Origin of the sequence: Mesorhizobium sp. M0047, from assembly GCF_040323315.1 — a bacterium.
Lineage (GTDB): Bacteria > Pseudomonadota > Alphaproteobacteria > Rhizobiales > Rhizobiaceae > Mesorhizobium.
The window spans coordinates 16,481-34,679 of the sequence record NZ_JAMYUW010000055.1 but is presented as its reverse complement, the minus strand read 5'-3'; the positions used below and the strand labels follow the sequence as shown (position 1 = coordinate 34,679).

The window sequence follows — 18,199 nt, the reverse complement described above, 5'->3', positions numbered from 1 at the left end:
GGCAAGGGTCAAGGTAGCGCTGCCGTTGTCGCCAGGATCGGATCGGTGCAGATCAGCGCATCTGCCGGCGACGTATCCTTTCGCTCAGTTCGTCCGTCTTAGCTGTTGTTGGGCGCGGTTATCCTGAACGTCGCCCTCCACAACGAATTGGAGCGTGACAATGAACAGTAAGCAGAGCTTAGCGAACAAGATACACTATGAAACGCTCGCCGAGGCTTGGCGCAGCGGTCGGGAATTGCCGCCGGAAGTCTCCGAGTGGTCTGTCTTGACGGCAGAACCGGGCGACGTCGATTACATCGAGACCAAACTCGGCGACAAGACCGCTCTGTGGGTTCAGCCAAAAGCGGCGGCCAAAGACCGGGTCATGCTTTACCTGCACGGCGGTGGCTATGTCGGCGGATCGATCTGGACCCATCGCAAGATGGTCGGACACCTCGCCAAGGCGATCGGCTGTTACGCTCTGCTCGCCACTTACGACTTCGTTTTCCAGAGCAAGTTTCCGCGCCAAATCGAGCAGGCCGTGACCGCGTTCGAGTGGCTCGCCGAGCAAGGTATCGCGCCGAAGCACACCATAGCTGCAGGCGATTCCGCTGGCGCTGGCCTGATCGTTGCGGCCGCGATGAAACTCCGCGATGCGGGACGTCCGCTGCCCGCAGCTATCCTCAGCATCTCTGGCTGGCTCGATTTTTCGGCGAGCGGGCTCTCTTATGAAGCCAATCGCGAGAAGGACGCCTTCTTCCAGAAGGCGGCCGTGGATATGCTGGCATCGCAAGTCCTTGCAGGGACCGATCCCAGGAATCCACTCGCCAGCCCGATCTTTGCCGATCTTAGTGGCCTGCCGCCGATCTATCTGCAAGTGGGTGGAGACGAAACCCTGCTCGACGACAGCCGAGTGCTTGCCGACCGCGCAAAGGCCGCTGGCGTCGAGGTGCGCTTAGACGTATTTCCGGGGATGCTGCACTCGTTCCAGATGATGGCTGGGCGTGCTCCCGAAGCCGACGACGCGATCGCGCGGTTGGCACAATGGATTCGCCCCAGGCTCGGTCTGACCGGAACCGCGGCAACACGCGGTGAAAGTCGGGAGGTCGCATGACCCGCAAATTGAAAGTGGGCAGCTTCGTCTCGCTCGACGGCGTGAGCGAGAACCCGATCAAGATCGCGGGATCGTTCTTCGATGAAGAGGCAAAGGAATATTCGTTCGAAGCTTTGGCCGATGTCGAGTTCCTACTGCTCGGTCGCGTTACTTACGAGATGTTTGCCTCGCGTCCGGAAACGAAAGGTGACAAATACGCAGATCGCCTCAACGGCATGAAGAAGCTCGTCGCCTCCCGGACCCTCAAGAAGACGGCGTGGAACGCCTCGTTGATAGAGGGCGACGTGGCTGCCGAGCTTGCGAGGATCAAGCAACAGCCGGGCGGCAACATCGTGAAATACGGGATCACCAGCCTCGATCGGACCCTGCTCGCCGCGGGCCTTGTCGATGAGTATCAGATTTGGGTGATCCCCAAGGTGGTCGGCGAGGGCAAGCGCGCATTTGAAGACGTTGACAACGATCTCGTCCGCCTGAAGCTTGTCGATACGCATCGCTTCAAGAACGGGGTCATGGTTCTCACCTATGTTCCTCAATGACGCTAATATGTGGCAGGTGAAGGACATGCCTGGGCGACCGATCGGCCTATTCGACGCGCAGTATCGAGCCTTCCTCGAGATAGTGTCGGGCGTCCGTCGCGCAACTGCATCGCTACTGCGCCCGCATGACGGGCTCACGCCTCGACGCTGAGGATCTCATGCAGGAGACGCTGTTCGAGGCCTACACGAAGATCGAGACCCTCGATGATCCCCGCAGGCTAAAACCCTGGCTGTTTCGCATCGCTCACAATCGCTGCATTGACCTTGTGAGGCGGCGCCATGCGCGCGAGCGAGCGGAAAGCGCCTATTCGGACGACATCGGCGTCATCGCTGCAGAGCCAGCGACCACTGATGCCCATCGCGCCGTCGAACGGCTGGTCGGCCACCTGCCGCCCAAGGAGCGCGCCTGCGTGCTCTTGAAGGATGTGTTCGACTACTCGCTGGAAGAGACCGCAGAACTCGTGGGCTCGACGGTCGGCGGCGTCAAATCCGCGCTCTCCCGTGGACGTGCGAAGCTCGCCGGCTTGCCCGCTGAACCTGCCGGTGAACCGAGCCGCCCGCTGGATCCCGACACCGCGCGGCTCTTGCAGCGCTATGTGGACCTCTTCAACCGCCATGACTGGGATGGCGTGCGGGGCCTGACCAGCGCCGATGCCCGGTTGCGGGTCGCCGATTGCTATGACGGCCTGCTCAGAAGCTCTCCCTATTTCATCGAATACGAGCGAAACCCGGAGACGTGGACCATGGAGTTGGGGACGATCGACGGAGAACCCGTCCTCCTCGTGCTTTTCCAGCGAGGCGACCAGTGGCAGGTCGCGTGGCCGGTTCGTGTCCATGTCGCCGGTCGCGTCATCGACCGCATCGAAGACTATTATGCCTGCCCGTGGGTCGTTGGAAACGCCTCGGCGTCCGCCTTGACGCTCACGCCTGGGCCAGCCGTTTTGGGAAGAGCATAAGGCGACGATTCCTCACTCTGGCTTGGCCGAGTCACGATGGTGAATTCTCAACGAAATATCGTGGCGTGCCTCGGATCGAGCAGCACGGCGGGCAAGGGCCAGGCATTCGATTGGATCGCAGAGCTCCGCCGGCGGCCGGGCAATGGGCAATTGAGTTCCGGAATTTCGGCGTCGGCGGCGACCTGGCCTATAACGCGCTGCAGCGGCTGCCGGACGTGCTCGCCTGTCGCCCCGGCAAGGTCCGTCTGGGTCGGCGGGAACGACGTTCTCGCGCTCGTGTCCCGCAAAGTGCGGCGGTTCTTTACGTTATGGAAGCGCCTTCCTCGCAGGCCGTCGTCTGATTGGTTCCGCGAGAATCTGGCCGAGACGGCACACAGGCTGAAGCGAGGGACGGCGGCGGACATCGGCCTTTGCTCGCTCCCTCCGATAGGAGAAGCACCGGATTCGGACGACCGGTTCCAGAGCGAGCTCAACTGGCGGATCGAGGAATATTCTGCGATCGGGGCGGCCGTCGCGCACGAGGAACGCTGCGGCTACGTCCCGCTCCATGAGGCGATCACCGAGGCGGTTCGCGCTTCGCCTGGCCGAGCCTTTACAGCGTTCAACTTCCTTCCATTCTACCGCGATGCCTTTCGCGTGCTGGTGCTGCGGCAGAGCCCGGACGATGTCGCCCGCCGAAATGGCTGGCTGTTTCACACCGACGGCGTGCACTTGAACAGCCGGGCAGGGCTGATCGTGGCGGATCGCATACAGAAGTTCGTTGAGGCCTGAGCCTGAGCGGCAAGGCCGTATCCGATGGACCGAGATGCAATGGGGAGAAATTGACAATGCACATCCAGTTCGCGGAGCTTCCGGTGTTCGACCAGGAACGCGCCAAGGCGTTCTACATCGATCACCTGAACTGCCGCGTCGTCGCCGATCAGCCAATGGGCAATGATGGGTGGCGATGGATCGAAATCGGATTTCCAGGTGCCGAAACCACCCTCCACTTCCTAAGGCGCAAGGACGAAACATCATCTGAGGGCCCCGTCCTCGTGCTGGTTGACAACGAAATCGAAGTCACCGTCCAGAGACTCAAATCGCGAGGCGCCGAGATCATAACAGAACCGCGCCCCGCGCCATGGCAACCGGGGCGCATGATCGCGGAGTTTCGGGACAGCGAGGGCAATCGCATGATGATCACCAGCAGATGAAGCACTCACCTATCATGACCGCAACTTGCTCTTGCGGTGGCGTCGAACTCAAAGCCTTTGGCAGGCCGATCGTGAGCAGTGCCTGCTACTGCGACGACTGCCGGAAGGGAGCTGATCAGATCGAAGCTTTGCCAGGTGCTGGCGCCATACGCGATCCCGATGGCGGCACCGCATACATCCTCTATCGAAAGGACCGCATCGAGTGCTCCAAGGGGGCCGAATTGCTGAGGGGTTATAAGCTTAAGGAAACTTCAGCCACGAATAGGGTCATCGCCATGTGCTGCAATTCCGCGATGTTCATGAACTTCGATAGAGGTCCGCATTGGGTCTCGGCATACAGAGCGCGGTTTCACGGAGAACTCCCGCCACTGCAGCTGCGGATTTGCACGAAGTTCAAACCGCATGGCGTTGTCCTTCCCGACGACGTGCCGAGCCACCGGGGTTATCCTCTAGGGTTCGTCGTTAAACTTTTGGCATCGCGCGTGGCGATATTGCTAGGTCGATAAACCGGCCGCCAGCCTGCGCGATAAGACGAAAAATCAAACTAGACGGCACAGGAATTCTGGGCCATCAAGGCCGCCCCCACACCGACGACGCCGATAACAAGCAAGGAGACTTGCGCCGCACGGCTCCCCCTGGCGGCGTGGTAGATCAGGGCCACGAGTGCTGCGATCAATAAGCCCAGAAAAAGAGCTGATTTGCCGCTGCGTTTCGAAGAATAGGACATGCCCGAACCGGGAAGACCAACAGTGCTCTGAATGCCGCCAGGGCCCATGTTCAATGTGGAGCCGGACTTGCCAAAAGAGGCACTGCTGAGCCCCTTCCCGGTGACGTTCAGGCGAACGCCGGCAATAAGCCTCAATGACTTTCTGTATCTAAACCCCACTGCGCCCCCGCGCGTATTTTGAAGCGAACATTAGCGTTGGGGCACTTGCGAAGCAACTTCCGTTTCATAGAACTCGAGGCCAAGTAGTCTATCGATTTGAAAGTTCCGTTCGCGCTTACCGGCTTCGCCGCAACGGCCTCCACTTTGGCCGAGCCTTGATCTTAAGGTGTCCCGACATCGATCTGCAGCACCGGAAGCGCTATCTCCTGTTGCGCAAGATATGATTTGAGGGTCTCCTGGAACGCTCAATGTCTGGCAATACCTTGCGGCCCACACGGATGATTTCATCACCCTTTGGCTCTTTCTCGAATACAACGTTGATCTGAAGATCGGCCAGCGACGGGTTCAACACGAGAAACCGATCGAGGCTGCTGTTCAGAGCGGTGCGCTCCTCGGACAGCAATTGATCCAGAAACTCATAGCCCTTCATCCGCGGTCAGCACTTTTGCTCCCCTCCCCGCCACGGTTCGGTCGAAGAGGTGACCAAGCAGGTACCCTCTCCGGGGGATAACTGGCAAGTTCACTCTTTGTTCTATTCGGCCGCCCTGCAATCCTGTATACTTTGAGGCGTTCTTTTGCAGCACGTTCCCTTGCGAGGATCTGCCTGATGACTGTCCAGCCCAGGACTCTCAATGAGCCGACAATCAGCTGCCCGAGCTGCAAGACCGACATCAAGCTCAATGAGTCGCTCGCGGCGCCGCTGATTGCGGCCACGCGCGAGGAATATGAACGGCGACTGGCGCAGAGCAACGCCGCCATGACGGCCAGGGAGGAGGAGGTTCAACGCAAGCAGGCGGCTATCGACGCCGCCCGGGATGACATCGACAGCCAGGTCGCCGAAAAACTCAAGCTCGAACGTGCCGCCATCGCCGCCGAAGAGGCCCGCAAGGCAAAACTTCTCGTCTCGACCGACCTTGAGGACAAGGACAGGAGGCTGGGCGAGATGGAGACGACGCTGAGGGCGCGGGACGAAAAGCTCGCTGCGGCGCAGTTGCAGCAGGCCGAATTTATGAAGCAGCAGCGGGCGCTCGACGATGAAAAGCGCGAAATGGCGCTGACCATCGAAAAGAGGATCCAGGAAGGGTTGGACGCCGTCCGCGTCAAGGCCAGGACCGAAGCCGAAGACGGCCTCAAGATGAAGGTGGCCGAGAAAGAGGAACAGATTGCCGGCATGCAGCGCCAGATCGAGGAGCTGAAGCGCCGCGCCGAGCAAGGATCTCAGCAGCTTCAGGGCGAGGTCCTTGAGCTCGAGCTGGAGTCGCTGATCGCCAGCCGGTTCCCGATGGACATCATCGAACCGGTCGCCAAGGGTGAGTTTGGTGGTGACGTGCTGCAACGCGTGGTGGGACCGGCCGGCCAGCCGTGCGGCGCGATCCTGTGGGAATCAAAACGCACCAAGAACTGGAGCCAGGGCTGGCTGGGCAAGCTGCGGACAGACCAGCGCGCCGCTAAAGCAGACATCGCGTTGATGATCTCCGAGGCGCTGCCTGCGGGAGTCGAAACGTTCGATCTGGTGGATGGCGTCTACATCGCCCATCCCAAATGCGCGATTCCGATCGCGATCATGCTCCGGCAGTCCCTCATCGAGCTCGCCAACTCCCGCCTCGCCCAGGACGGCCAGGCCACCAAGATGGAGCAGGTCTACGGCTATCTGACTGGCCCCAGGTTTCGCCACCGGGTCGAGGCGATCGTCGAGAAATTCTCCGATATGCAGGACGACCTTGCCAGGGAAAGGAAAGCCACAATCCGCCTGTGGGCCAAACGGGAGGCTCAGATCCAGGGTGTCATCGAGTCGACCGTCGGAATGTACGGCGATCTGCAGGGCATCGCCGGCAAGGTGATGCAGGAGATCGCGGGCTTGGAGGTCTTGGCCATAGAAGCATCCGCGTCCCCCCCCGATTGAGAAGGCGAATCTAAACTGGATATCGGATTTCAGAACGAGGGCAAGCTGCTCCTTGGTACGGATGGTCCGTCAAAAGCGGAACGCAATGTCAAGAAGCCGCCGCGCTGAACCCCCTCGCCCGGCCGGTCATCAGATTGCTATGCAGCCTGCGGTTTTTGCGCCAAGCTGTGCGGACAATGAAAGCCTGCCCGTGGCGGACCGTGAAATCCACCTTTACCTCGATGATAGCGGCAGCCGCGAGCCAGACCGACAACCAAAGGAGAAGCGGCGGGACGAGATGGATTATTTCGCCCTCGGCGGCATCCTCATCAACGAGGAAGACGTCGACGAGCTCTACGCGCGCCATAAGGCCTTCTGCCAGAAGCACGGCATCACCTACCCGCTGCACTCCTGGGCGATCCGGGGCGGCCGTGGCGACTTCGGCTGGCTGAAGAAGCCCGAGGCTGCTTTTGAGTTCCTGGGAGATTTGCAGGGGATGCTGCTTGCACTGCCCGTGATCGGCATCGCCGCGGTGATTGATCGGCCGGGCTATGTTGCCCGCTACCGGGACCGGTATCAGGACCAGTTGTGGTTCATGTGCAAGACCGCCTACTGCATCCTGATTGAGCGCGCCGCCAAATACGCCCGCAGCCAGGATCGCAAGCTGCGCGTGTTCTTCGAGCGGGCAGGCAAAGCCGAGGACCGCGACCTGATAGCCTACACGCGGATCCTGAAGACGCAGGGGATGCCGTTCGACGGCGCCAACTCCGCCATCTACGGGTCGTTAAGCGCCGAGGAGTTCAAAGACATCGTGCGCGGAGAGCCGCGCGGCAGAACCAAAGCCACGCCGATGCTGCAGATCGCCGATCTCTACCTCTATCCGATGGCCAAGGGCGGATATGACCCGTCCTACCGGCCCTACAAGGCCCTGATGGACAACAAGCGTCTGATCGACGCGCACCTGCCGCAGGAGGACCTGGCATCCTGCGGCATCAAATACAGCTGTTTTGACAGGATAAAAAACAAAGACCCGGACTAGCCGGGCCCTCGTTTTGAAAAGTTCGGCTGGCGCCTGGCGCCAACCCCGGAGCGATGCTCACGTCCAAAGTATGGGTATTGACGCTCTCTTTGTCAACACTCCGGGTGAACCTCTGGTCGGGGGGTCCCTATCTTATCGCTTGCATATAGCACGCTTGGTCTAATCGACACTTCATATTATCAAGTCATCTTCTTTGGGTGCAGCGCGGTTCCCCGGCCCCTGAATCCGGGGGCATACTCCGGGCGAACCTTGAAACACCCTCCCCCCGAATACGGAATCGCCCCCAATGCCCTTGCGTCATTACGGGAAACCACCATATCTGGATGCAGTTCACACAGGGAGCCTCATATGGCCCAGCCAGAATCCGCCAAAGCAGACGTCGACAAGCTTCGCACCAACGAGAAGAAATGGACCAAGGCGCTCATGGCCACTGGCTGGAGCGCTTTCCCCAACATCATCATCGAAAAGCAGCAGGCTCTCGGCCTCGATGCGCTCGATATGAACATCATCATCCACCTGGTCCAGTACTGGTGGCTGCCCGACAACCTGCCCCACCCCTCGGTGGAGACGATCGCCAAGGCGATCGGGGTGACACCCCGCACCATTCAGAAACGCATTGCCGCCCTCGAGGCCCTTAAACTTCTTGGCCGGGAAGAACGGCGCAACACGCCCAATGGCAGCATGACGAACCGCTATCATTTCGATGGCCTGATCGAGGCCGCCAGGCCGTTTGCGTTGGAAAAGGCCGCCGAGATCAAGAAGGCGGCCGAGGAAAGGTCAGACCGGTTGAAGCGCAAGAAGCCGCAACTAGTCGTCGACAACGATGCATAGGCAGATGGTGGCGTAGCTCAGAGGATAGAGCGCCTCGCTTTCGACCTGGGTGGTGCGTGACACCGCTATCTAGGGGCGAGGAGGTCGCAGGTTCAAGTCCTGCCGTCACGCCCATCCTTGTTCACCAACACCTGGCCCCTTGCCTATGCGACTGGAAAGGTCGAGAGATTGCCAGCGTGAGATCGCATCTCCAAACGCCGATCCTGGTATTTTCCGCGGTAATTGAACAGCGCCAGAAGCTGCATTTCAAGAAGCCATTGTGAGGCGTCCCAAGCGTGGAAAATGTCCATGTCGTAATTGAAGGGCGACGAATGCGTGACGCCGTTTCGGAATTCGGTCAGCAACGAGAATCCGTCGCGAGCCGGCTGCCCCTTCTTAGCTTTCAAGCGTTTGCGAAGCAGATCGGATTTATCGGCCGGATCGCCTTCGATTTTGAGCAGGCGGGTACAGGCTCTGATTTGTTCCGCAAGACTGACATTGCGCAACATCGAGACGCTCCACCCGCCCCGTGTCCCCAGAACATAGGCTGCGAGGGTTTCCAGGCCGGCTGCCGACATGATGACCGCCGTCTCCACCGAATCGTAGCGGGAGAGGTTCGCTATCTTATAATAGGCCAACGCCCGCCCGACGCCGCGCTTGGCCTCCGGGGTCTGAAAGACCGTCATGTAACTGGCAAACAGCGCCGGCAACCCGTCGGCCAACGACCAATGAAACCAGTTTCTCGGCGCCTCCAGCTTGTCGGCCCGGGTGAATCCCAGAGATCGGAACCCGTTATGAGCAGCATTGCGGACCTCACCGTATCCAACCCTCGTCCCTTTTATGAAGCCAAGGAAGGAGCAAATCTGGTCGAGGAATTCATACAGTTTGGCGGCCTTCAGGGGTTTGCCATCCAAGGATCGAACCAGCGCCCGATGTGAAATCGTAGGTACCAGCGGAAGCCGGACACCCCCGCCGCCCAAGGCCAGGAAGTGATCGAATGGCTGTACGGTTATCGCCAGATTGCCAAACTCCAGTGCGATCCCGACCTTCTTTGGATGGATTGCGGGACCGCACAAAATGACGGCTTCCGCCAATCCCTTGGATTTCCCGGCGAGATCCAAAGGCGAGAATCGCGACGTCGCCGAGAATTCTTCGTGCCCGACAAAGTGATATTTATGGGAAAGCATCAGGAACTCGGCCGTCGTCCCACCCTCGAAGGTGACCTTGAGATCCTGATCAATCTTAACAACCCCCGGCCTGAGAGGTCCTGTCCATCTCAGCTGGAGGTCAAGGTGGTCATCCAGCCGCAGCGAAACATCCCTGAACTCACAAGGCTTGCCTTCAATATGGATAGCAACAACCGTGTCGGCGAGCTCAATGGAGCCATGCGCCTTGCCCTCAAAGAAGGAGACGACCGAATGCTCTGCGCTCAAACCAGCCCCCTGCCCCGTCCTCACCGGTCGGAAAACAGCCGGCGTTTCAGCCGTTCTGCCGACGTCATTTCGGCTTCCTCGTCAACATCTTCCTCATGGGCGGCGACTGCGTCCCGCGACAACATGATGATCGCATAACCTTGCCGTTGCAGAAGGACCTGCTCATAGAGCGGCGCGGGTTGGCGGCCCCTTTCGACAGGGAGCCACACGCCGGCGTCAGTCTCGTCGATTTCACTGGGCACGCCCATCTCATGCTTCCGGCGATGCAGCAGCGAGTGTGCGGGAACCATGGCTCCGGTCGGGATTGCAGGTCGGGGAAACTTGAGCGTGTCGCGATAGTCGCGCAACACCTTGCCGTTCTGTGTCACCACGATGGCGACAGGTTCCTCGCGAAATCTGACGTAAGCGCGGCCGGCCGCCTCCTTGCTAACGTCGTACTTCTTGGCGATTGACGACAGTTGGCGGATGTCAGGGTCTTTGCCGACCGCGACATCCACCCGGAACTTCGGGGGCGGCATCAGGAGCTGCGAGGCAAAGCGATTGGCCTCGACCTCCATTTTCAGGCGCCGGTCCGACTCCCCGCCCTTCAGCTCGCGCATGTCCTGCAACTTACACAAGAAGTGGCCTTCCGCCGAGGGTACATGCGACGGAATGAGAAAATGCCCAAGCTCGTGCGCGATGGTGAAGCGCCGCCGCTCCGGTGGGCTTGCCTCGTTGAAAAGAATCGATCCGTTGAACTTATCGGGCGTGGTGATGAGCCCGCCTTCATAGCCTTGCGTCGTGAGCGGCACGATTTCGTGGATGTCCAGTCTCAGGCACAATTCCTCGATCGGCACCGGAATCGGCAGCTGCGGCTCGAGCTTCAGGATCTCGAGAACGAGGCGCTCGGGGCTGCCCGCGTCGGCAAGGTCCATCCGCGTGATGTTCATGATTTTCGGCTCGCTTTCAGCCGCTCGGCAATGAGCGCTATGGTCTCGCGGTCCTCAGGCTTCAGTTCGCTGAGGTTGCGATAAAGGGCAATCAGGTCAGGCTCTTCCTCTGGAGCCGTCGGATCTTCACCCACCAATTCAGCCACGCCAATCTTGTAGTAGTCGGCAAGACCTTTCAGCAGGACCAGCGACGGGTTCTTGCTCGCGCCGCGCTCGAGGTCCCAGATATGCGCCTTGGAAGCCCCCACCGCATCAGCGACCTCCTGCAATGATTTCGCGTTCCTCACGCGCAGCTGCTTCAGTTTGACGGCCAATTCTACCATTCAGTCCTTCTCCACGAGTCATAGCGGCGCGCACGCTTGGCCGGCACGCCGTCTGATAAGGCATTACAACATCATACCGTGGGCATTGACGCAAGCCTTGCCGTAAGATATAGTTGTACGAGTTTGTAGTAAACAGGCTTTAACGGAGACTTTCATGGGCAAGAATCAGCATGTGGTACCTCGTGACGGACAATGGGCGGTGCTCGGCGCCGGCAACAGCCGTGCAACTTCCCTTCACCCCTCTCAGGCCGACGCCATCTCTTCGGCCCGGGACATCGCGATCAATCAACACAGCGAAGTCGTGATCCACCGCCCCAATGGCCAGATCCGCGACTCAAACTCGTACGGCAACGACCCCTACCCTCCCAAGGGCTAACAAAAGGAAGCACGCAATGACTGACACCGCCGACAAGAAGGGCGATCACGACAAGACCATCACCGTCGTAGTGAACGGCACCGCGCACCAGGTGCCGAAGAACCACGACCTTACCTACGCGGAGGTAGTGACGTATTTCGACCCGACCTACCCGCAGCATCCGCAGACGGTCTACTCTGTGACCTACACCCGCGGCGAAAAGCCCAAGGAAGGCACTTTGGCGCCAGGCGGCTCGGTCAAGGCGAAGGACGAGATGGAGTTCCATGTTATTCCAACTAGCGAGTCATAATGCCGACATCCAAAAGCTGATCGACCGGGGCTACGCGCTCCGGCTCGACAGCGATACTTTGTCGTCAGGGACATCCCGTACCTCGACGCCGAGGGAAATCTATCCTGGGGCGCGATTGTCAGCGTCATCAAAGACATTGACGGCACGCGGGTTCGGCCGTCTGGGCATTCCATTCATCGATGTCGGAATGGGGCTGGTCCGTCAAAACGGTGCACTTGCCGGCATGGTCCGCACGACCACGTTCCTGCCTGAAAACGCCGCCGAAGTCCGCGGCAAGGGGCTGGTGCCCCTCACCGACCCGCCGGGCGACGAGTATCGGCTCAACATCCAGATCGCCGAACTCAACGCGCTCAACGCCAGCATCGCCATGTTGCGCTACAAGCAGCACTGCGGGTTTTTTACGCGCACGGGGTGCCGGCCTATAATTTGCTGATGAACACCGTCATCCCGCGCCTGTTTGCGGAGCCCGTCGAGTGACGGAACTCCGCCTCGCGAAGGTTCGCTACGTTCCCGCGCAGCTGGAGCCCGGTGTATTGTACGTCTCCGACGAGTACAAGATCGCCGTCCACCTTTGCGCCTGTGGTTGTGGCAGCAAGGTCCCCATTTCTCTCGGTCCGGCCGGGTGGAGTGTCAGGGAGCGCAATGGAAAGCCTACCGTCTGGCCGTCAATCGGCAACGGACAGCTGCCCTGCCGGCCGCATTACCTCATCACCGATGGAAAGGTTCATTGGGCGCCTTCCATGAGCTCTGCCCAGGCTGTCACTGCCTTGCAATACGACCATCGCCGGCGCGAAGCCCACTATCGCGACGTTAGGCCGAGGTGGTGGATTCGTGTGTGGAAGACGATTCTCGGGTGGATTGGGCTCGGCTAGCCGTTGTCGGAAAAGTCAGGAAATGTTTCCGCGGCGCCATGGATTATGACAGTCATGGCCATGAAGAAGAACTCCTCCCCTTCCCGCGCCGTGAAGTCCCGGTCAGTTTGTCCTCTCGAGCAAGCGCGGAGAGCGCATCAGCGTGGTCGAAGGCATGCACCTGACCCCGCGCATGCGAGACGTTGTCGCAACGACCGCCGGTCGCGGGATGAGCGGAGATGAACGGCGTACCTCATCGAGGAACATATCCGCAAAAAGTAGCCGGAATTGGTTTACGCCGCCGAGACCGATCCGCTATGCTACCCTGGCACCACAGTCCTGCGCAAGATTGGTCGCGCCGTTGAGGCGCGAGGGATAAATGATCCCGTCGGGCCGAGATGGATGTTCATGAAACGCCAGTGACCACCGCCGGTGCCGGGTTCTGGCGCTGTGCCCGAACGACATCGGTCGGCACACCGATCCGAACGGCATTGTCGCCTCTGAGGTTGACCAGGCGAAGGTCCACCGTGGTCGTGATCTCCGCATAGCGCCGCTGGGTCAGTTCCACCTCCTCTATCGGAAGTTCGTCTAGAAGCCCTTCGCGGCGCTCGCGGAGCACGGTCTCGAGGAAGCACACCTTCAGGGAATCACCGAGGTAAAGAAGGCCAAACCGGTTGGCGTCAACGCGGCGTCGAGGATCGCTGAATCGGCTCGGCGACTTCCCGTAACCCAACGGATCGGGATAGGTGCTCCAGTAGATCCGACCGAATGTCCGACCCCGCGGTATGGTCTCGATTTCGAGGTTTGCACGCCCGAAATCGGGTGGAGGTGGAACGCCCGGCATTCAGTCGAAATCGCCCCTGGCCATGCCTTCCGCCGCGGCCAAAACCGAGGCGTCATCGCCTTGTTGAAGGGCTCGAAGGCCGGTCCGGCCATCGAGGGCGCCATGGCGCGACACCAGAAACCGATAGACGGCCCAGGCACTATTGCCCAACATGGCATGGAGCGCCGGCAACGCGCCGAAGGGACGACCGTCCTTGTCGAGTTGCCACACAGGAAAGCGAAAGCCGCGCTTGGCGCCATCGATCCCGAGCACCTGCCCACTCTGCCGCTTGGCGTTGACCGTCACCCGCGACGTGCCGAGCAGCTTGGCAAAGGCATCCGCGCTCAGCATGTCCTCGCCGGCGACAATTTCGGCGACACGCTTGCGGCCACGCGCGCGCGCTCCGGCAAGAGCCGCCTCGAGATCGGCATCCATGCCCGTGTCCTCGACGGGAAAGATGTCGTCTGAGGCGATCGGTTGCTCTTCGACCGGCGTGATCGTCTGCGCATCAGCCGCCGCATCGACCTCTACCCGAAACGATACGCGATGGCCGATCTTGCGGCTGCGAGCGAGCGCTTCCTGATAGCGTTCGAGCACTACCTTCTTGAAGACTGCCTGTGCCGGCAGCTTCGCGGTGAAACTCAAGGCGGCGACTCCCGCGTGCGACGCGGACCCGCTCTGATTGCTGCGCTTTGGAGCGGCCATGATGAGAACCTCCTGCTGTCCATATGGTTACAGAGCGCAAGTTCGTCAAGTTGGATAACTTCGTAAAGCTATTAGAATAGCTGCGGACTAAACAATTCCCCAGGCGCGAAACCTCCCCCTGCCCGTCATCTCGCGCAGCCCGAGCTCGCCGATCAGGTTGAGCGCCCCCTGTTTTGTCACTTTTAGCCGCTCCTGGATCATGCCGGTGGAGACGAGCGGCCGCGAGAGTACCAGCTCGACCAGGTCGGGCAGTTTCGAGCTGGCGCGCCGTTGTTTGAGCCGCCGCTCCATCTGGCTTTTTGCCAGCACCAGCCGATCGTGTTCCTTCAGGCCAGCCACTGCCGCAACGTGGATTCCATCGAGCAAGGCGAGCAGCCGATCGCCGCGATTGCGCGCCCGCCTCCGCTCGCGCGGAATGTTTTTCGCGCCGAGATGAATGCAAGCGAGATGGTGGGCGGCGAGTCCTTCCTGTCGCAGCAGTGCAGCCACGAGCAACGGCCCGAGCCACGTGGCATGCTGCAGCACCTCGATGTCCGACCAGGCTTCGAGCAGGACCGCCCCGCGCAGCACGACCGGGAATTCCCGCGTTTCCCCGAGGATGGCGTGCCATTCGGCCAGCCGTTCCTCCTCATTCCAGTCAAGATCGTAAATCAGGTCCGGCCGATCGTCCGGGCGCGCCGCTTTCGCCGGCACGTGGGCGCCGCTGAGAAGCTTTGACGAGCGCGCCAGGACGGCATCGATCTCGGCAAATTCTTCGGCCAGCAGATCGGCCTCAGCGTCATCGCGATCGTCGGCTTCCACAGAGGCAGTTCCAGCCCCCTCCCCGTCCCGGCTTTTTTGGCCTGCCACCGGCATGGCGCCGCCGCGACCGGTCAGCGCCAAAAAACCGTCGCGGCTGAGCGCCCAGTCCGGCTTTTGCGCAAAAATCCGCCGGCGGGTTCGCAGCACCGCGTGCGCCCGGGTGAGTTCGTGGGTCGGGGTGCGGATGTCCATGTGGGCGTCGTGCAGCACGAGGTCCTCGAGGTGGACGAGTTCGCCCTCGAGCCAGAGCGCGGAAGCCGCGTCGGCAAAATGCTGGCGCTCGACAAAGCCGTCGCGGACGGGAGAGCGGGCGACCCGCTCGTCGAGGCGGACCAAAACCTCGGTCGCGCGGGCAACCGGCCCGATCAGGGTTTCCAGGGGCAGTTTGTCGAGCGTGTAAGCCATTGTTTTCATGATGGCTGATTCGCGTTGGTCAAGCTAGTGAGGGTATCACTGGACTTACGTCGTGTTTCTTCAGGGACAAACCTCACTATCGATAATGATCTCTTATCGATAGTGACAAGACCAAGTCTTGACCAACCCCCGAAAATCGCGCTAGCGTCGTCCAAATTGCCGATCGTCGTACCGTTCCACGCTCCGCTCGACGAGAGCGCTATGCCCTCAGGAGAAACCATGACCATCACCGTCAAGGTCGGAGAGGCCAAGACGCACCTGTCCGACCTGCTGGCCAAGGTCGAAGCCGGCGAGGAGGTCATCATTTCGCGCGGCAACGATCCGATCGCCAAACTGAGCCGAATCCCCAAGACCAACGACCTTGGCGCCCTGATCGAGGAAGTCCGCGCCGCACGGGCCCGGGCCAAGCCGGTCACCACCGAGGAGATTCTGGCCTGGAAGCATGAAGGCCATCGCTTCTGATGGTGTTCGTCCTTGACGCGTCCGTCGCCGCCACCTGGCTGCTTCCGGAGGAGCACAGCGAGGCGGCCGAAGCGCTGATTGGCGCACTGACCGCACAAGGCCCGGTGCCGTCGCTGTTCTGGCATGAGGCGCGCAGCATCGTCCTGATGGCCGAACGCCGCGGCCGCATTGCCGCGGGCGAGGCGATCGCGGCGATGGGCCGGCTGCGGCGCCTGCCGCTCGAGGACGCGGGAACGGGCGGGGACGGGCCTGTCTTGGCGCTGGCGGCACGCCATGGGCTGAGCGCGTACGATGCCGCCTATCTGTCACTGGCGCTGGAGCGGACGCTTCCGCTCGCCACACTGGACCGCAAGCTGGTCGCGGCGGCACGGGCCGAAGGCGTCGAGATCCTCGGGCCTCTCGCCAATGGCTGAAGCCGCGGCCCCACCCTTCGGCGTAGCGAAGCCCGCCGGCGTCGGGCGGCGGGCCGAAGCGCTCGACGCGCTGGACTCGGTCCTGCCCTTCGACCGCCGCGATGTTCTGGCCGGACTGCTGACCGACGACGACGTCGCAACCCTGCGTCACCTGGCCAAGCAAGGCATCGGCGCAAATTCCTTGCGCGCGCTCGCCTCCGACCTCGGCTATCTCGAGGCTTGGTCGCTCGCCGCCACCGGACTATCGCTGCCCTGGCCGGCGCCCGAGGCGCTGCTGATCAAATTCGTGGCGCATCATCTGTGGGATCCCGCAAAGCGCGAAACCGACCCAACACACGGCATGCCCGAGGACGTAGCCACCGCGCTGAAGTCGGCCGAGCTGCTGCGCGTCGACGCTCCGCACGCCCCCAGCACCGTGCGCCGGCGGCTGTCGAGCTGGTCGACGCTGACCAAATGGCGCGGTATGAGGGGAAAGTTCAATGGGCCGGGGCTGCAGAGCGCCATCAAACTGGCGGTGCGCGCCAGCGCCCGCCCGCGCGGCCGCAAGAGCAAGAAGGCTGTGACTGCCGACATTTTGGCCGCCCTCCTGAAGGCTTGCGCCGGCGACCGGCTCGTCGACTTGCGCGACCGCGCCCTTCTCATCACCGCCTTTGCCTCCGGCGGCCGCCGTCGCAGCGAGATTGCTGCTCTGCGCGTCGAACAGCTGGTCGAGGAAGATCCGGTGCCGGCCGACCCCAAGGATCCCGACGCCGAAACGCTCCCGTGCCTGTCGATCCGGCTTGGCCGGACGAAGACGACACAAGCCGACAGCGACGCTTACGTGCTGCTGGTTGGCCGGCCGGTAACGGTGCTGCGGTCGTGGATGGAGCGCGCCGGCATCACTGAAGGCGCCGTGTTTCGCGGCATCGACCGTTGGGGCAACCTCGATAAGCGGGCGTTGACGCCGCAGGCGGTCAATCTGATCCTGAAGCGCCGCGTCGCCGAGGCCGAGCTTGATCCGCAAGCCTTCTCCGCCCACGGCCTGCGCTCCGGCTATCTCACCGAAACCGCCCGCCGCGGCATTCCGCTGCCTGAAGCCATGCAGCAGTCGCAGCATCGCTCGGTGCAGCAGGCGTCGAACTATTACAACGATGCCGAACGCACGCTCGGGCGGGCAGCGCGGATAATCGTCTGAGGCCTCGTTCTTAAAGAAACTCGGGCCAGGGCAAGCGCCAGGTGTTGCCGAGCACATCATTTTCGATATCGACCAGCGGCCAGCGCGGGCCGGGGCCGGTTGCCTCGTCTCTTCGACCAAGCTCTCGCAGCACCTGACCTGCCGTCACTCACCACGCCAGCCAGTCATGGCGATCCTGGGCGATCCGTTCGATGTGCGCGCGACAAAGCTGCGGAAGTCCTCCGGTGAAGTCGATGTTCTGCGTCAAAGCGGCATCGTCGCAAACACCTTGCCGGGCCATGGATTCCTGATCTCCGGCTCGAAGAGGTTGGGCGGAACGCGAACGATCCTGGGCGCCGTCCAGGAGAAGGGTTCCAGAAGAACGACACAGCTGCCGTTGATTTCCTGGCCTGACGGCATGATCTGGTCGCCCTCGGTGCGTCCCCGGCCTTGGATTGGCGCTGACGATTGAAGCCGAAAAACGCCCCTGCCTTGCGCGAGTGCTTCATCGCCAGGACAGCTGGTCCTTCGGCAGCCGGCCGCGGCTATCTTGTGCGGAAGATGCGGACCCCAGTGCCAAAGCACCAGGTTGCGATCTTCCATCTCGGCACCGGAAGCAAAGCTCGACACCAGCCACGATGAAGTCAATCTCGCCCAGGCCCTCGAACGCGAATTTCTGAAACTCCTCCCGTCGCCGTCATATGCGGCAGGACCCGTGCTGAAGCTCAGTTGGCTCTTGGATACGAAGCTGCAGCGCGAGATCGGCGGTGGCGCGATCGGTTCCGCGTCGACCTCACCAAAGGCTCTGAAGATCCCTCCCCGCGAAACCCGC

The 18,199-nt window shown here is 61.4% G+C and carries 25 protein-coding genes, 1 tRNA gene and 1 pseudogene; 19 read left to right on the top strand and 8 right to left on the bottom strand.

Features of this window, described 5'->3' with window-relative positions; genetic code table 11:
• The first annotated feature begins 235 nt into the window (after positions 1 to 235).
• The 6 genes from NKJ89_RS32375 to NKJ89_RS35875 all read left to right on the top strand — a co-directional run bounded on the left by NKJ89_RS32375 (position 236) and on the right by NKJ89_RS35875 (position 4,284).
• Complete coding sequence (locus NKJ89_RS32375; RefSeq protein WP_352608547.1) at positions 236 to 1,093, top strand: alpha/beta hydrolase; 858 nt, start codon at positions 236 to 238, stop codon at positions 1,091 to 1,093.
• Complete coding sequence (locus NKJ89_RS32370) at positions 1,090 to 1,629, top strand: dihydrofolate reductase family protein (RefSeq protein ID WP_352608546.1); 540 nt, start codon at positions 1,090 to 1,092, stop codon at positions 1,627 to 1,629. Before NKJ89_RS32375 ends, NKJ89_RS32370 begins: the two co-directional genes overlap by 4 nt.
• 125 nt (positions 1,630 to 1,754) lie before the next feature.
• On the top strand, positions 1,755 to 2,585 hold the full coding sequence (locus NKJ89_RS32365; protein ID WP_352608545.1) for a sigma-70 family RNA polymerase sigma factor: 831 nt from the start codon (positions 1,755 to 1,757) through the stop codon (positions 2,583 to 2,585).
• A 276-nt stretch (positions 2,586 to 2,861) separates the two neighbouring features.
• Positions 2,862 to 3,356 carry an SGNH/GDSL hydrolase family protein gene (locus tag NKJ89_RS32360; protein WP_352608544.1) on the top strand — a complete coding sequence of 165 codons (495 nt, stop codon included), beginning with the start codon at positions 2,862 to 2,864 and terminating at the stop codon, positions 3,354 to 3,356.
• Between the two features lie 56 nt (positions 3,357 to 3,412).
• The gene (locus NKJ89_RS32355; protein ID WP_352608543.1) at positions 3,413 to 3,778 is read left to right on the top strand and encodes a VOC family protein; all 366 of its coding nucleotides are present in this window, start codon (positions 3,413 to 3,415) and stop codon (positions 3,776 to 3,778) included.
• Positions 3,706 to 4,284, top strand: coding sequence for a GFA family protein (locus NKJ89_RS35875; RefSeq protein ID WP_502904192.1), 579 nt, complete (start codon positions 3,706 to 3,708; stop codon positions 4,282 to 4,284). The genes NKJ89_RS32355 and NKJ89_RS35875 overlap by 73 nt, the downstream gene beginning before the upstream one ends.
• Before the next feature lie 38 nt (positions 4,285 to 4,322).
• Here the strand turns inward: NKJ89_RS35875 and NKJ89_RS32350 are convergent, their stop codons facing one another.
• Together NKJ89_RS32350 and NKJ89_RS32345 are read right to left on the bottom strand one after the other, a co-directional pair.
• Complete coding sequence (locus tag NKJ89_RS32350) at positions 4,323 to 4,664, bottom strand: DUF4236 domain-containing protein (RefSeq protein ID WP_352608542.1); 342 nt, start codon at positions 4,662 to 4,664, stop codon at positions 4,323 to 4,325.
• Between the two features lie 199 nt (positions 4,665 to 4,863).
• Positions 4,864 to 5,094: a hypothetical protein gene (locus NKJ89_RS32345; protein WP_352608541.1), complete on the bottom strand. Its 231-nt coding sequence runs from the start codon at positions 5,092 to 5,094 to the stop codon at positions 4,864 to 4,866.
• A 177-nt stretch (positions 5,095 to 5,271) separates the two neighbouring features.
• Between NKJ89_RS32345 and NKJ89_RS32340 the strand changes: the two genes are divergently transcribed.
• From NKJ89_RS32340 to NKJ89_RS32325, 4 genes are all read left to right on the top strand, one after another.
• Positions 5,272 to 6,567 (top strand): DUF2130 domain-containing protein, encoded by a 1,296-nt coding sequence (locus tag NKJ89_RS32340; RefSeq protein WP_352608540.1) that lies wholly within the window; start codon positions 5,272 to 5,274, stop codon positions 6,565 to 6,567.
• Positions 6,568 to 6,706: 139 nt separating this feature from the next.
• Entirely contained in the window at positions 6,707 to 7,585 is an 879-nt protein-coding gene (locus NKJ89_RS32335) for a DUF3800 domain-containing protein (RefSeq protein WP_352608539.1), read from the top strand.
• Between the two features lie 348 nt (positions 7,586 to 7,933).
• On the top strand, positions 7,934 to 8,416 hold the full coding sequence (locus NKJ89_RS32330; RefSeq protein ID WP_023722605.1) for a helix-turn-helix domain-containing protein: 483 nt from the start codon (positions 7,934 to 7,936) through the stop codon (positions 8,414 to 8,416).
• Between the two features lie 6 nt (positions 8,417 to 8,422).
• A tRNA-OTHER gene (locus tag NKJ89_RS32325) sits at positions 8,423 to 8,530 on the top strand.
• Positions 8,531 to 8,559: 29 nt separating this feature from the next.
• On the opposite strand, the gene NKJ89_RS32320 is transcribed toward NKJ89_RS32325, so the two are convergent.
• The 3 genes from NKJ89_RS32320 to NKJ89_RS32310 are packed head-to-tail and all read right to left on the bottom strand — an operon-like array spanning position 8,560 to position 11,080.
• Positions 8,560 to 9,828 carry a hypothetical protein gene (locus NKJ89_RS32320; protein ID WP_352608538.1) on the bottom strand — a complete coding sequence of 423 codons (1,269 nt, stop codon included), beginning with the start codon at positions 9,826 to 9,828 and terminating at the stop codon, positions 8,560 to 8,562.
• A 20-nt stretch (positions 9,829 to 9,848) separates the two neighbouring features.
• Positions 9,849 to 10,757 (bottom strand): ImmA/IrrE family metallo-endopeptidase, encoded by a 909-nt coding sequence (locus tag NKJ89_RS32315; RefSeq protein ID WP_352608537.1) that lies wholly within the window; start codon positions 10,755 to 10,757, stop codon positions 9,849 to 9,851.
• A complete protein-coding gene (locus NKJ89_RS32310) occupies positions 10,754 to 11,080 on the bottom strand; it encodes a helix-turn-helix domain-containing protein (RefSeq protein ID WP_337093097.1) in 327 nt (108 codons plus the stop codon). The genes NKJ89_RS32315 and NKJ89_RS32310 overlap by 4 nt, the downstream gene beginning before the upstream one ends.
• 154 nt (positions 11,081 to 11,234) lie before the next feature.
• Between NKJ89_RS32310 and NKJ89_RS32305 the strand changes: the two genes are divergently transcribed.
• The 5 genes and pseudogenes from NKJ89_RS32305 (at position 11,235) to NKJ89_RS32285 (ending at position 12,617) form a co-directional block, all read left to right on the top strand.
• A complete protein-coding gene (locus NKJ89_RS32305) occupies positions 11,235 to 11,456 on the top strand; it encodes a DUF2188 domain-containing protein (protein ID WP_027170549.1) in 222 nt (73 codons plus the stop codon).
• Between the two features lie 16 nt (positions 11,457 to 11,472).
• Positions 11,473 to 11,745: a multiubiquitin domain-containing protein gene (locus tag NKJ89_RS32300; protein ID WP_352608536.1), complete on the top strand. Its 273-nt coding sequence runs from the start codon at positions 11,473 to 11,475 to the stop codon at positions 11,743 to 11,745.
• Between the two features lie 51 nt (positions 11,746 to 11,796).
• Positions 11,797 to 11,997 (top strand): annotated as a pseudogene (locus tag NKJ89_RS32295) (DUF6791 domain-containing protein); the annotation flags it as partial.
• Complete coding sequence (locus NKJ89_RS32290; protein ID WP_352608534.1) at positions 11,933 to 12,178, top strand: hypothetical protein; 246 nt, start codon at positions 11,933 to 11,935, stop codon at positions 12,176 to 12,178. The pseudogene NKJ89_RS32295 and the gene NKJ89_RS32290, both read left to right, overlap by 65 nt.
• Positions 12,179 to 12,218: 40 nt before the next feature.
• A complete protein-coding gene (locus NKJ89_RS32285) occupies positions 12,219 to 12,617 on the top strand; it encodes a ubiquitination-like system serine protease family protein (RefSeq protein ID WP_352608533.1) in 399 nt (132 codons plus the stop codon).
• A gap of 385 nt (positions 12,618 to 13,002) precedes the next feature.
• Here NKJ89_RS32285 and NKJ89_RS32280 read toward each other — a convergent pair whose 3' ends face one another.
• From NKJ89_RS32280 to NKJ89_RS32270, 3 genes are all read right to left on the bottom strand, one after another.
• Positions 13,003 to 13,440, bottom strand: coding sequence for an RES domain-containing protein (locus tag NKJ89_RS32280; RefSeq protein ID WP_352608532.1), 438 nt, complete (start codon positions 13,438 to 13,440; stop codon positions 13,003 to 13,005).
• Entirely contained in the window at positions 13,441 to 14,124 is a 684-nt protein-coding gene (locus tag NKJ89_RS32275) for an XRE family transcriptional regulator (RefSeq protein ID WP_352608531.1), read from the bottom strand.
• A gap of 87 nt (positions 14,125 to 14,211) precedes the next feature.
• Positions 14,212 to 15,330 carry an RHE_PE00001 family protein gene (locus NKJ89_RS32270; RefSeq protein ID WP_352608530.1) on the bottom strand — a complete coding sequence of 373 codons (1,119 nt, stop codon included), beginning with the start codon at positions 15,328 to 15,330 and terminating at the stop codon, positions 14,212 to 14,214.
• A 228-nt stretch (positions 15,331 to 15,558) separates the two neighbouring features.
• On the opposite strand from NKJ89_RS32270, the gene NKJ89_RS32265 reads away from it, so the two are divergent.
• From NKJ89_RS32265 to NKJ89_RS32250, 4 genes are all read left to right on the top strand, one after another.
• The gene (locus tag NKJ89_RS32265; protein ID WP_352608529.1) at positions 15,559 to 15,801 is read left to right on the top strand and encodes a type II toxin-antitoxin system Phd/YefM family antitoxin; all 243 of its coding nucleotides are present in this window, start codon (positions 15,559 to 15,561) and stop codon (positions 15,799 to 15,801) included.
• On the top strand, positions 15,801 to 16,214 hold the full coding sequence (locus tag NKJ89_RS32260) for a type II toxin-antitoxin system VapC family toxin (RefSeq protein WP_352608528.1): 414 nt from the start codon (positions 15,801 to 15,803) through the stop codon (positions 16,212 to 16,214). The genes NKJ89_RS32265 and NKJ89_RS32260 overlap by 1 nt, the downstream gene beginning before the upstream one ends.
• The gene (locus NKJ89_RS32255) at positions 16,207 to 17,388 is read left to right on the top strand and encodes a site-specific integrase (protein ID WP_352608527.1); all 1,182 of its coding nucleotides are present in this window, start codon (positions 16,207 to 16,209) and stop codon (positions 17,386 to 17,388) included. The genes NKJ89_RS32260 and NKJ89_RS32255 overlap by 8 nt, the downstream gene beginning before the upstream one ends.
• A gap of 166 nt (positions 17,389 to 17,554) precedes the next feature.
• Complete coding sequence (locus NKJ89_RS32250) at positions 17,555 to 17,839, top strand: hypothetical protein (protein WP_352608526.1); 285 nt, start codon at positions 17,555 to 17,557, stop codon at positions 17,837 to 17,839.
• The last annotated feature ends 360 nt before the right edge of the window (positions 17,840 to 18,199 follow it).